The organism is uncultured Rothia sp. (assembly GCF_916049665.1).
In the GTDB taxonomy this organism is placed as follows: domain Bacteria; phylum Actinomycetota; class Actinomycetes; order Actinomycetales; family Micrococcaceae; genus Rothia.
Map to the genome: position 1 here is coordinate 1 of NZ_CAJZIE010000009.1, position 13,094 is coordinate 13,094.

11 protein-coding genes are annotated in these 13,094 nt (G+C 60.5%); 3 read left to right on the forward strand and 8 right to left on the reverse strand.

Annotated elements, in window-relative coordinates; translation table 11 throughout:
* Positions 1–601 precede the first annotated feature (601 nt).
* The 4 genes from QZ540_RS01520 to QZ540_RS01535 form a co-directional block, all read right to left on the reverse strand.
* The gene (locus QZ540_RS01520; protein WP_294627196.1) at positions 602–1,297 is read right to left on the reverse strand and encodes a methionine ABC transporter permease; all 696 of its coding nucleotides are present in this window, start codon (positions 1,295–1,297) and stop codon (positions 602–604) included.
* Positions 1,298–2,353, reverse strand: a complete 1,056-nt coding sequence (locus QZ540_RS01525) for a methionine ABC transporter ATP-binding protein (protein ID WP_070846715.1) — start codon at positions 2,351–2,353, stop codon at positions 1,298–1,300.
* Between the two features lie 145 nt (positions 2,354–2,498).
* Positions 2,499–3,383, reverse strand: a complete 885-nt coding sequence (locus QZ540_RS01530; RefSeq protein ID WP_294627198.1) for a MetQ/NlpA family ABC transporter substrate-binding protein — start codon at positions 3,381–3,383, stop codon at positions 2,499–2,501.
* A gap of 305 nt (positions 3,384–3,688) precedes the next feature.
* Positions 3,689–5,467, reverse strand: coding sequence for a long-chain-fatty-acid--CoA ligase (locus QZ540_RS01535; protein ID WP_294627200.1), 1,779 nt, complete (start codon positions 5,465–5,467; stop codon positions 3,689–3,691).
* Between the two features lie 147 nt (positions 5,468–5,614).
* On the opposite strand from QZ540_RS01535, the gene QZ540_RS01540 reads away from it, so the two are divergent.
* From QZ540_RS01540 to QZ540_RS01550, 3 genes are read left to right on the forward strand one after another with little or no spacing between them, the layout of a single operon-like run.
* Positions 5,615–5,764, forward strand: a complete 150-nt coding sequence (locus tag QZ540_RS01540) for a hypothetical protein (RefSeq protein WP_005504480.1) — start codon at positions 5,615–5,617, stop codon at positions 5,762–5,764.
* A complete protein-coding gene (locus QZ540_RS01545; protein WP_294627202.1) occupies positions 5,764–6,426 on the forward strand; it encodes a sugar O-acetyltransferase in 663 nt (220 codons plus the stop codon). Before QZ540_RS01540 ends, QZ540_RS01545 begins: the two co-directional genes overlap by 1 nt.
* A gap of 33 nt (positions 6,427–6,459) precedes the next feature.
* Entirely contained in the window at positions 6,460–7,605 is a 1,146-nt protein-coding gene (locus tag QZ540_RS01550) for a hypothetical protein (RefSeq protein ID WP_294627204.1), read from the forward strand.
* Between the two features lie 149 nt (positions 7,606–7,754).
* On the opposite strand, the gene QZ540_RS01555 is transcribed toward QZ540_RS01550, so the two are convergent.
* The 4 genes from QZ540_RS01555 to QZ540_RS01570 form a co-directional block, all read right to left on the reverse strand.
* Positions 7,755–9,245 (reverse strand): dihydrolipoamide acetyltransferase family protein, encoded by a 1,491-nt coding sequence (locus QZ540_RS01555; RefSeq protein WP_294627206.1) that lies wholly within the window; start codon positions 9,243–9,245, stop codon positions 7,755–7,757.
* Positions 9,246–9,344: 99 nt separating this feature from the next.
* Entirely contained in the window at positions 9,345–10,331 is a 987-nt protein-coding gene (locus tag QZ540_RS01560; RefSeq protein WP_294627208.1) for an alpha-ketoacid dehydrogenase subunit beta, read from the reverse strand.
* Between the two features lie 2 nt (positions 10,332–10,333).
* Positions 10,334–11,500: a thiamine pyrophosphate-dependent enzyme gene (locus QZ540_RS01565; RefSeq protein ID WP_294627210.1), complete on the reverse strand. Its 1,167-nt coding sequence runs from the start codon at positions 11,498–11,500 to the stop codon at positions 10,334–10,336.
* Positions 11,501–11,902: 402 nt separating this feature from the next.
* Complete coding sequence (locus tag QZ540_RS01570) at positions 11,903–13,030, reverse strand: histidinol-phosphate transaminase (RefSeq protein WP_294627212.1); 1,128 nt, start codon at positions 13,028–13,030, stop codon at positions 11,903–11,905.
* Positions 13,031–13,094: the final 64 nt, after the last annotated feature.

A 13,094-nucleotide genomic window follows, 5' to 3' on the forward strand; every position in this document is an offset into this window, starting at 1 on the left:
TTTATTCAATTTTTGCTTTCAGCGGTGGTATACCCCAATCTGCGTAGAACGCGATTCCACGTCCTTCTATACCGGCTCCGACAATAGCTGTTAATGATATCTCTAGCTTGATGTGAACCGGAACACTTTTATGATATCAATCAGCAAAATGGGAGTCAAAATTATTTTAGTAATAATTCAATAATAATTTGCACCACTACAAACTATAGTATTTAGCTGCTAAAGCTCCCAGCCCGTTCTCTCTCCTCAGCAAACTTGCATCCTAAGTCGTCTTAATGCACTTCAGATGCTCCTCTGCCTTACACATTTCTAGGTTCTTATCGCAGATACAGCGGTAAACAGTCTTCACTTCCCCTGCTACTTTCACCCACCTCTCTTCTTCTTTCCTACGTGCGTATGCTTTTTTCGCTGGTGCGCACCTGGGTCAGCAGCAACGACGTTCCCACCGGTAAGCCTGCCCCGGATATGTACCTGGAGGTGGCGCAGGGCTAAGCGAATAGCATCTCCTCCCCCGGTATGAAGAAAGACCCCCGGCCCGCTCCTCAAGGAGCAGACCGGGGGTCTTCTATGCTTTATCTGCTGTACCTATAGGGGTACGAGCTTAGCGGCGCATAACCTTCTTCGCCAGGAAGTTACCGATGAACTGAACCAGCTGAACCAGGACGATAATAATCGCCACAACAGCCCAGGTAATCTCATCGTTGAAGCGCTGGTAGCCGTCCACAATCGCGATCTTACCCAGACCACCGGCACCCACGTAACCGGCCATAGCGGACATATCCACCACGCCAATAACGAGGAAGGTGTAACCCAGGATCAGCGGGCCAAGCGCCTCGGGAATCATCACGGTGAACAGGATGGTCAGCTTCGAAGCGCCCATCGCGCGCGCCGCCTCAATCACGCCCGGATCAATGGAGACCATGTTCTGCTCCACGATACGGGCAATAGCGAACGCAGCGCCGAAGCTCATCGCGAAGACCGCAGCGTTCACGCCCAGGCGGGTACCCACCACGGCGCTCGTCAGCGGGCCCAGCGCCGCAATCAGGATAATGAACGGAATCGGGCGAATCACGTTCACCAGAATGTTCAGGATCGTGTACACGAAGCGGTTCTGGAAAATATTACCTGCACGAGTGGTGTACAGCAGAGCACCCACAATCAGGCCGACCAGACCGGCACACAGCATGGTGATAGACACCATGTAGAAGGTGTCGCCAATAGCCGGGAGTAGCTTCTCGGGCAGGAACTCAGACCAGTCAGTCTTAGACGCAGCCAGCGGAAGAGTAGTAGCAAACATTTAGCGCACCTCCTGCACGCGGGCAACGGTCTTCAGTTCAGCAACAGCGGCATCAATGCTGGTGATTTCGCCGAGAAGTTCCAGGGTGAGGGTACCGTACGCCTTGCCCTGCAGAGTCTCAATACCGCCGCCCACAATGTTGAAGCGGACGTTACGGGCACCCAGGTAAGACAGCACCTTACCGAGCTCCTGGTTACCCTCCACGATTTCAACGTTGATGAGGTAACCCTTGTGGTTCGCGCGCAGCTCAGCCGCCTCCTTGCCGGTGGGGGCAAGCTTGACGGTGGTTGCCACGAACAGCTTCGCCACGTCGGTCTGCGGGTTGGAGAAGACGTCGTAGACGTTGCCCTGCTCGACCACGCGGCCGGACTCCATGACCGCCACACGGTCAGCGATGCTGGAGACCACGTCCATCTCGTGGGTAATCACCACGACGGTCACACCCAGTTCACGGTTCACACGCTTAAGGAGCGCAAGCACTTCATGAGTGGTTTCCGGATCCAGCGCGCTGGTGGACTCGTCCGCCAGCAGCAGTGCGGGGTTGGTCGCGAGCGCACGGGCAATACCCACACGCTGCTTCTGACCGCCCGAAAGCTGGTTCGGGTAGTGGCCTGCACGGTCGGCAAGGCCCACGAACTCGAGCATTTCCAGGGCGCGGGCGCGGCGGTCCTTCTTAGACCAGCCGGCAATCTTCAGGGGGAACTCAACGTTACCGAGCACGGTGCGGGAGTTCATCAGGTTGAACTGCTGGAAGATCATGCCGATGTTGGTGCGTGCTTCGCGCAGTTCGGAGTCGCGCTTGCCGGAAATTTCGAAGCCGCCAACGGTCAGGGTGCCACTGGTGGTGGTTTCCAGGCCGTTAATGAGGCGGACCAGGGTGGACTTACCGGCGCCGGAGTAGCCGATAATTGCAAAGATTTCACCGCGGTTAATGGTGAGGGAGACGTTGTCGACAGCAACTACTGCCTTGGGGCCGTTGCCGAAGACCTTGGAGACTCCGTCCAGAACCACCATGGGCGAGGTGCTATCGCCGAAGCTCTGTGCCAGTTCACTCATAAATATGTATCCGTAAATGTCGTGGTTGGGGCGCTAAAGGGCCTTAACGCCGTTACGCAAAGGACGGTAAGCCTGTCGTGACCCGCATCGGGTTCTTAGACTTACCGCCTTTGCGTATGCCTAGAGGAGGCGTGTATTGAGAAGATTACTTCTTGGCGCGCAGCTTGGCTTCTTCGTTAGCCAGGGACTGACGCAGCTCGTCGGTGCTCACGTTGACCTCAACAGCGGTGCCGCGGGTCTCTTCCTGAACGACGTCCATGACGGCCTTGGAGTGGAAGAGTTCAACAATCTTCTTGTAGGTCTCGTCGTCAGCCTTGTCCTTCTGAGCAACGAAGAGGTTCACGTACTTGATTGCCGAGGGGTCGGTCTTGGGGTCGTCCTGAGCCAGTGCGTCTGCGGGCTTCAGGCCTGCATCCTTGAGGAAGTCGTTGTTGACGACTGCGCCGTCAGCGGACTCCATGCCAACCACGGTCTGGGTTGCGTCGACGGGGGTGACCTTCACCTTGGAGTTAGCGGTGTCAACGTCGTCGATGGTGGGTGCGTCAACGTCAGCGTTCTTGAAGGTAACCAGACCGTTGGTCTTCAGCAGCTTCAGTGCGCGTGCTTCGTTCACGGTGTCGTTCGGGATAACGATCTCGCCGCCCTGGGGGATGTCAGCCAGCTTGGAGTGCTTCTTGGAGAACAGAGCCATCGGGTAGATGACGGTCGGGCCGACAATCTGCAGGTCCTTTTTAGCGCTCACGTTGTAGTTAGACAGGTACGCGATGTGCTGGAAGCGGTTCATGTCGATGTCACCGGCGTCCAGTGCGGGGTTCGGCTCGGTGTAAGCGCTGAACTCCTTGTACTCAATGTCGATACCCTGCTTCTTAGCTTCTTCCTTCAGGGTCTTGTTGAACTTCTCAGAGCCAACCACACCGATGGTGACCTTCTTGGATGCGGAAGAGGAGGAAGAGGAGGAGTTGGTGGAACCGCAGGCTGCCAGGCCAAAGACCATGGGGACAACTGCGAGTGCAGCAGCAAACTTCTTCACGGCTATGAATCTTTCTGTTGAATGATGATGCGTTCCACCGGGTGCTGACGTTGGTATTAGCACGTCCGATGGGAATGATGATGGGACAATTACAGCACGCGCGGGGGCGGGTGTGGAAGTTAAGAGCTATTCATGAGACACAGAACGTCAAGGTCGTCATATTTTGTCATATTTCGTCATGCGGTGATTATTTCCAGGTCACAAAGCGTCATTGACGGTGTATTCAGGCGCACACAAAACGCCGGCAAGGGTACAAAAACCCAAGCCGGCGTTCATAAAACGGGCAATCAGCGAGCCGCTAACGCCTACTGGTCAAACTCACCCGAAGCAATCAGCTGCTCACGCACCTTACGGCGCAGAACCTTACCCAGCATCGAACGAGGCAAATCATCCACCACCACGATGCGGCGCGGAACCTTATAGCGGGTCACCTTCGAGTAGCAGTGCTCACGCAGGGTATGCTCCTGCACCACACGTCCCGGGGCGGGCACCACGGCGGCAACGACCATCTCGCCACCGGCGGGCAGCGGAATACCGACGACTGCCGCATCCGCGACCATGTCGTGCTGTTTGAGGGCGACCTCAACCTCCGTCGGGGAGACGTTGAAACCACCGGTAATAATGACCTCCTTGATGCGGTCAACAATCTGGATGAAGTAGTCCTCGTCCAGGCGCACAATATCGCCGGTACGCAACCAACCATCGGGGGTGATGGTCTTCGCGGTCTCGTCTTCACGCTTCCAGTAGCCTGCAAAACGCTGGGGACCCTTCACCCACAGTTCGCCCTCTTCACCCTCGGGCACGTCCTCGCCGGTTTCCGGGTCCACCACGCGAATATCGGTGGAGGGGAACGGAACACCAATGAAACCGGCACGACGAGTGTCATTCAGAGGGTTGCAGGACACCAGCGGCGCACACTCGGTCAGGCCGTAGCCTTCCACCATGAAACCGCCGGAGGCTTCCTCCCACTCGGCAACCAGCTCAGGCGGCAGGTTCATCGCGCCAGACACCGCGTAACGGATACCCTCCAGGGACACACCGCGCTTCTTCGCCTCATCCATCAGGCGGCGGTACACCGGCGGAACCGCAGGCAGAATGGTCGGGCGGGTCTTCTTCATCGCCTTCAAAATCAGGTCCATGTCCACGGTCGGGAACAGCACCAGACGGGCACGGCACAGCGACGCAATCGTCACGCCCAGGGTCATGCCGTACGCGTGGAACAGCGGCAGAACCGAGTAAATGACCTCGTCATCGCCCGGGTTAATCCACGCCTCACCCATGCGGCCGTTCGACTCCAGGTTGCGGTGCGTAAGCATCACGCCCTTGGGCAGGCCGGTCGTACCCGAGGTGTACTGCAGCAACGCAATATCGTGCGCGGTCGGGCGGCGATGCGCAGGATCAATACGCTCACTCTTCACCAGCTGAGCCCACAGCACCGTACCCGGAGCGGGACCAGTCAGCTTCTCACGCGAAGCACGCGCACTCTTCAGCGGCAGCTTCAGCGCGGTACGCATCAGCGCAGGCATCGCAGAAATCATGTTCACCGAATAAATATGGTTCGGGCGGATATCAGCCGGAAGACCCGTAATATGCGAAGCGATCTTATCCCACACAATCGCGACCTTCGCGCCGTGATCCTCAAACATGTGGCGCAACTCCGCGCCCGTGTACAGAGGGTTATGCTCCACCACAATCGCGCCCAGACGCAGAATCGCGTAAAACGCCGCAATATGCTGAGGGCAGTTCGGCAGAATCAGCGCCACACGGTCGCCCGGCTGCACACCCGCTACGCGCAGGCCCTCCGCCGCACGCTCAATCTGATTGCCCAGCTCAGCGTAGGTGGTGGTCGCGCCAAAGAACTCCAGCGCCACCTTGTGGGGTACGGTGCGGACCGCCTCGTCAATGAGGTGGCTCAGCGAGGTTTCGGGCAGCTCAATATCGCGGGCAGTCCACGAAGAATAATTCTTCAACCAGGGGCGATGCGCCAACGGGTGTGCACCAGCCGATGCGCCAGCGGATGCGCCAGCGGGGGATGCAGGAGCCGCCGCATCCTGCAGGTTCGTGTTCTTCTGAGCCTCAGTCATGCAATGATTGTGCCTTCCCGCCCCCGCAGGCTTCAACTCAGCACCGTTTCTTTCCACGCTGAAAATCACATGGTACGCCCGCCCCAGATACCGCAATAAACACCAAAACACTAAGGCAGAACCCAGCAACTCTGGGATACTTAAAGCATGAGTAAACGACAGCAAGACATCACTGACGAACAGTTCAAGAAGCTCCTCCGCGAAATTTCCAAACGATTCGCCATCGCCGGAGGAGTCGTCATCCTGTTCGGAATGGCCATCATCGCACTTGCTTACCTTCTGGGAGGAGCCCACTAATGCGCACCCCGCAGCGCCCCAACGGCGACATCTTCAACCGCATGATCTCCGGCGCCGCCTACATGCCCGACGCCGAATGCTCCGCGCAGTACAAGCGCATCCACGCTGCAACCATCCTCGCCGAAGAACACTACGCACGCGGCGAGCAGGCACAGGCAATGCACGTCTACCGTGAACACCTCGGCCACCTGGGCGAGCACTCCCACATCCGCCCCGGCGCGCGCTTCGACTACGGCGTGAACACCTACATTGGCGACGGCTCCTTCTTCAACTTCGGTTGCGTATTCCTGGACGTCTGCCCGATCCGCATCGGCTCCACCGTCCTCGTCGGCAACAACGTACAGTTCCTCACCCCCACCCACCCGCTCAACCCCGTTGACCGCGCCGCATACTGGGAAGGTGGCAAGCCCATTACCGTTGAAGACAACGTCTGGATTGGCGGCGGCGCTATTATTCTGGGCGGCGTGACCATCGGCAAGAACTCCGTGATTGGTGCAGGCACCGTCGTCACCAAGGACGTCCCGGCTAACTCCCTCGTGATGGGCAACCCCGGCCGCGTGATTCGTACCCTGGACGAGAACGAACGCCCGGCGTACCCGCACACCTACTCCGCAGAAGCCCTGGAAGAAGCACGCGCCTTCTACGCTGACCGCAACCGCTAAATCAGCGCCCAGGACTAGAATCCAAAGGATTTAATGAACTCACAGAACAACACCCCGCAGCAGCGCCCTGCCGCCGCGGCGTCTTCCTCTGCCCCGGCATCTACACCTACCGAAAGTGACCTGTGGGAGGCGGCTTTCTCCTCCGACGACCCCACGGTGGTCCTGACCGATGAGGACCTGAACGCGGCGCGCCGCGCGCACGAAAAGGCGCGCGAGGCGGCCTCTTCCGCGCAGTCCTCGCAGGATGCGACCCGCCCCCTCACCGAGGCGGCTACCGCAACCCAGCCGATTGTTACCGGAGGCGCCTCCACCCAAGCCTCGGCAGGGGCAAACAGCGGTGCGCATAACGGCGCTAACCTGGGCGAACCCGCTACCGATAACCTCAGCTGGCTCGACAAGCCCGCAGCCCCCAGCGCCGACAACGTGCGCGGTAGCGCTTCCACCGCCCCCGCTACCGCACCGACCGTAGCGGCAAGTTACGAGGTGCCCGCACCCGGCAACGCCCATGCGGCACCCAGCGCCCCGCAGACTGACCCCGCGGATGATGACCACTTCGTCATCCCCACCCCCGCAGGTACCGCAGGCGCGGCGGGCGCAGAGCCCGTCCTCACCGCCGCAACCGCCCTGCAGATGCAGAAGAACCGCTACTCGCGCATGCACGTGCTCCCCGGCCTGCTCGGCTGGCTGGTCGCCACCTCCATCATGGATGGCGGACTCTGGGGCATCCAGTCGTGGCTGACCCTGACCGGTCAGAGCGAGTCCATCGAGTACGCCTCGGTGGTCTCCCGTCTCTTCAGCGGCGCATCGAACGCCGTGCCGGTCGCAGTGGCGCTGAGCGTGCTCATTTTCTTCGCCTACCTGGTGGGCGGCTACGCGGCGGGTCGTATGGCACGATTCGCTGGCGCTAAGCAGGGTATCGCCGTGTGGCTCTGGCAGATTATGGCGCTCATCCTCGGCTCCTTGGCGACTTTCCTGGCGCCTCAGCTGTTCCAGAACGGTGTTGCGTCCCTGTCCCTGCAGAAGCTGATTGCGGGTGATTTCGCGAACGGTCTGCTGGCGGTTCTGCTGGTTCTGGCGTTGAGCTTCCTCGGCGCTATCCTCGGCGGCCTCTGCGGACGTCTGTACCACCGCCGCGTGGACAAGTACCCGAGCGACCAGGTGGCACGCGAGGACGCCTAGGCTTCTCAGCGCCTGTGCCTCGGCGTTAGAGAAGACAAAAAACCTCCGGTACCTTACGCAAGGTACCGGAGGTTTTCTGTATCTAAATCTGGATCCTAAACGGCCTCAGCTACCCAACAATAAGACGCTGACTAGCTAAAATGTGCCGCCTAGTGGTCCAGCAGCAGTGCAGGCTCCTCAAGAATTGCAGCCACATCAGCCATGAAACGAGCCGACAGGTCGCCATCCACCACGCGGTGGTCGAACGAGCCACCCAGGGTCGTCACCCAGCGAGGAATAACCTCACCATCAACCACCCACGGCTTCTGCTTGATCGTACCGAAGGCAACAATCGCAACCTCACCCGGGTTGATAATCGGGGTACCCGTATCAATGCCCAGCGAACCAATGTTCGTAATGGTCAGGGTGCCGTTCGCCATCTCAGCGGGCTGAGTCTTACCCTCACGGGCGCGAGTAGTCAGGTTGTTCAGCGCAACCGCCAGCTCACGCAGGGACAGCTCCTGAGCGTCCTTAATGTTCGGAACCATCAGACCGCGCGGGGTCGCCGCAGCAATACCCAGGTTCATGAAGTGCTTAATCTGAATTTCGCTATCGGTCCAGGTTGCGTTGACCTGCGGGTTACGCTCGGCAGCCCAAATGACTGCGGCAGCGAGCACCAGCAGCGGGGTGACCTTCACGCCCTCAAAGTGGCGGGAGCGCTTCAGGCGCTTCACGAACTCCATGGTGCGGGAGGCGTCAACGTCCACGAAGATGGACACGTGCGGGGCGCTAAACGCCGAAGAAACCATCGCCTTCGCGGTCGCCTTACGCACACCACGAACCGGGATGCGCTCGATGCGGTCACCCGGAGTGGTCGCGGGCTGCCAGAACGGCTGGCGGGCGCCGCTATGCTGCACATCGCTCATGTGCGCCACATAGTTCATGAGGTCCTGCTTGGTCACCTGGCCGCGCGCACCGGTAGCGGTCACGTTCGCCAGGTCAACACCCAGCTCCTTTGCGGCAAGACGCACCGGAGGCGGTGCCAGGGTCGGGCGGTGCGGAACCTGCTCGGGCGGCAGGGTCGGTGCCGGAGCCGCAGCGGGTGCCGCAGCAGCGGGCTCGTGCGACAGACGCTGCACCACCGAGTTCAGCGGACTGTTCTCCACAAAGCGGGAGGCACGCTCAGCCAGCTCGCTCAGCAAGCCCTGGTTTCGGTTCACCGGGTCGGCGGGGGTGTGCGCCACAGGCGCCTGAACGGTAGGCGCTACCGGTGCCGCGGGAGCCTGCGCGGGCTGAGTTGCGGAGGCGGGGCGCTTGCGGGCGCGGCGCTTCACCGCATCCGCCTTGGGGCCGGAGCCAACCAGTGCGGCGCCGGATTCAGCCTCTGCCGCGGCGGGTGCAACCGGTGCCGCGGGGGCGCTGTCGCCACCGGAGATACTGATAATCGGGGTGCCCACCTCAACGGTTTCACCTTCGGCAACGAGCAGCGCCTCGACGGTGCCGGCGAAGGGCGAGGGCAGTTCCACGACGCTCTTAGCGGTCTCAATTTCGACGAGGACGTCGTTGATGGCGACCTCGGTGCCGACGGCTACCTTCCAGCTGAGGATTTCTGCTTCGGTCAGGCCTTCACCCACGTCAGGGAGCGGGAAAATCTGGGACATTTTTACCTCTCACTAGGGCATATACCCTATACGGAATATTCTGTGCGGGCTTACAACCCGCCATAGCGCAACACGCTGATACGTCAGATCAGGGCATGCCTAGTAGTCAAAAGCGCGGTCAACCGCCTCAAGAATACGGTCAATATCGGGCACGTACTCTTCTTCAACACGCGAGACCGGGTACGGCATGTAGTAGCCGCCCACGCGAATCACCGGCGCCTGCAGGCTGTAGAAGCAACGCTCCGTAATGGCCGCAGCCAGCTCGCCACCCATACCACCGAAAGTCGGTGCCTCGTGCGCGATAATCAGACGGCCGGTCTTCGCCACCGAAGCGGCAACAGTCGGCACATCCAGCGGCGAAATCGAGCGCAGGTCAATAACCTCAATCGAACGACCATCCTCAACGGCAGCCTCCGCGGCAGCCAGAGCGACCGGCACCAGCGGGCCGTACGCAACGATGGTCGCGTCCGTACCCTCACGCACCACCTGGGCGCTGAACGGGTCAAAGGAAGTGTCGCTAAAGTCCACTTCGCCCTTGAGCCAGTAGCGGCGCTTCGGCTCAAAAATAATGACCGGGTCCGGGCACTCAATCGCCTTGCGGGTCATCCAGTACGCCTCATGCGGGGTCGAGGGAGTCACAATGCGCAGGCCCGCGGTGTGGGCGAACAGTGCCTCCGGGGACTCGGAGTGGTGCTCCACCGAACCAATCACGCCACCGTACGGAATACGGATGGTCACCGGCACCGTGTACTGCTTATCAGTGCGGTTGTGGATCTTCGCCAGCTGGCTCGTGATCTGGTTGTACGCGGGGAACACGAAGCCGTCGAACTGAATCTCCGGCACGGGACGGTAGCCACGCAGCGCCATACCGATGGAGGTGCCGATAATGCCGGACTCACCTAGGGGCGAATCCATGACGCGACGGTTGCCGAAGCGCGCCTGCAGGCCCTCGGTCACACGGTACACGCCGCCGAGCTTGCCGATATCCTCACCGAGCATGACGACGGTTCGGTCGGCCTCCATGGCGTCTTCCAGGCCGCGGGTGATGGCCTTGGCGAGGGTCAAACGTTCAATTTTCTCGCTCATGCTTACTCCTCCTCAAAGCCTGCAACATAGTTACGGTAGAACTCGCGGTCGTCCTCCACCTGCTGGTGCTCCTGCGCGTAGACGCGGTCAAAGAAACGCTCAAAGTCGGCAGGTTCCGAGCTGAGAACAGCCTCACGCACACCGGATGCAATCTGCTGGGCGACTTCTGCAACCTCAGCAAAGAAGGCATCATCAGCGTAGCCGTTATCGCGCAGGTACTTCTCGAGGCGGATCATGGGGTCGCGGTGCAGCGGGCCCTCAAGATCGGCGTCGGTACGGTACTTGGTGGGGTCGTCCGCGGTGGTGTGCGGGCCGAGGCGGTAGGTCTCAGCCTCAATCAGCACGGGGCCTTCGCCAGCGCGAATCTTTTCCATGGCGTAGCGGGTTGCGGCAAGCACGGCGAGGACATCGTTGCCGTCCACGCGGATACCTTCGAAGCCGTAGCCTGCGGCGCGGGTGGACACCGGCACGCGGGACTGCACCTCGAAGGGCACGGAGATAGCCCAGCGGTTGTTCTGCACAAAGAAAAGCACCGGTGCGTTATAGGAAGCAGCGAAGACCATGGACTCGTGCGCGTCACCCTCGGTGGAGGAGCCGTCACCAAAGTAGACCGCCACGGCAGGCTTCTGGGTATCTTCGGCGGGGTCGGTTGCCTGACCCTGACCGGTGGGGCGGGTGCCAGTTTCAGCCTCGATGTCGGCGTCGAAGTTCAGACCCATGGCGTAGCCGACGGCGTGCAGGGTCTGGGCGGCGAGCACCTTGGTGTAGGTGTGGAAGTTGTGCGCCTTCATGTCCCAGCCGTGGGTGGTGGAGCCGCGGAAGATGGTAATCAGGTCGCGGAAATCCACGCCGCGCGCCAGGGCGACGGCGTGCTCACGGTAGGACGGGAAGATGTAGTCGTTGGGTGCGTAGGCGAGTGCGGAGCCAATCTGCGCAGCTTCCTGACCTCGGCTGGGCACCCAGAGGGCGAGCTGGCCCTGGCGCTGCAGGGCGGTTGCCTCGTCGTCGAATCGGCGGGTGGTGTACATGAGGCGGTATGCCTCGCGCAGGGTGTCTGCGTTGACGTCTTCGATGTACCGGCTGTAGGTGGGGTGTTCGTGTACGGTGCCGTTTTCATCCATGAGCTGGATGCGTTCGGGCACTCCGGGGTACTTGTCGTTCTCGTGCATCTAACCTCCACACGTGACGAGGGCTTGGCCCTCAGCGGCCCGGGTTTTAGTCTCAACGTTCACCTGATGGTGCAGAGTTTGAGGTGTTCCGGCAGGCCTGTGAGGGTCTGGGCATATATAGTTACCAGTCTACTCTTTCTGGCTTTATCTCGCGGCAGTTATGCTGATAACGCAGTGTATTGTGCCCTGTCATTCACTATTTGAACATCATTAAATTAAACCTCCTATATATTCTTTTTCTAGAATATATAGGAGGTTTAGTTTAGCTATTAAGCACTTTTTCGAGCCACCATTTTTCCCACGCGAGAACCATTTGAAAAGCCTAAACGAACCTCGACTAGGGAAAATAGTACATTGTTCAATTATGGTCGGGTCATCACCCAAGCCCCTTCATAAGAGGCTCTAGAGCCCCTTCGCGAAGACCTCGCAGAGCGAGAGGAAACGGTCGTTCGCCTCCACCTCGCCAATGCTCACGCGCACGCCCTCGGTACCAAACGCACGCACCGACAGCGCATGCTCACCCATCAGCTGCACGAACTCACCAGTACGCTCCCCCAGCGGTAGCCACACAAAGTTCGCGTAAGTGCTCGGGAACTCGTACCCCAGATCGCGCAGGCGGGCGGTCACACGCTCACGCTCAGAGACCAGGTGGCTCACACGCTCCATCACCGCATCCTCATGCTCGATGGAGGCGATAGCCGCCGCCTCCGCCAGCGCCGTCACCGCGAACGGGGTCGCCGCCACGCGCAGATGCTGCGTAATCTGCGGGTGTGAAATCGAGTAGCCCACGCGCAGACCAGCCAGGCCCTGCGCCTTGGAGAAGGTGCGCAGAATGATGACGTTCTCGTAGTCGCGGTAGATGTCCAGGCCGTTCAGCGGGGCTTCTTCACCTTCCGGCACGGTGGATGCGGCGCAGAACTCGAAGTACGCCTCATCAATCACCACGGGAATGTGGGCGGGCACCTTCGCCAGGAACGCGCGAATCTGGCTCTCGGTGACGGCGGGGCCGGTCGGGTTGTTGGGGGTGCAGACCAGAATCAGGCGGGTGCGGTCGGTGATAGCTGCCGCCATGGCGTCCAGGTCGTGCGCGCCGTTGGGCAGGTTCGGTACCTGCACGCTGCGAGCGCCCATAATGCCGACAAGGATCGGGTACGCCTCGAAGGAACGCCAGGCGTAGATGACTTCATCCTGCACGCCGTCGGCGTTTACGCCGGCGAAGGTTTTGAGAATCTGATTGAGCGCCCCGAGGCTTCCGGCACCAGTGACGATGTCGTCAGCATCCACGCCCAGTCGCGCGGAGAGCTTCTGGCGCAGGGCGGTGGAGAGCGGGTCGGGGTAGCGGTGCGCGGTCGCAAATTCTGCGAGGACCCGCACAACCTCGGGCACGGGGCCCAGCGGGTTCTCGTTGGAGGAGAGCTTGTACTGGGTGAGGCCTTCGACGGGTGCGGGCGGCTTGCCTGCCGCGTAGCTGGGCAGGGTGTTGAAGACGGGGCGGACCCGGATGTTGGCGTGTTCAGCTGACTGGCTCATACTTCCAGTATGTGCCTGCGGGTAGCTCGGAGGCTAACGCTTCTCACCTATAGAGCAGGTCGCG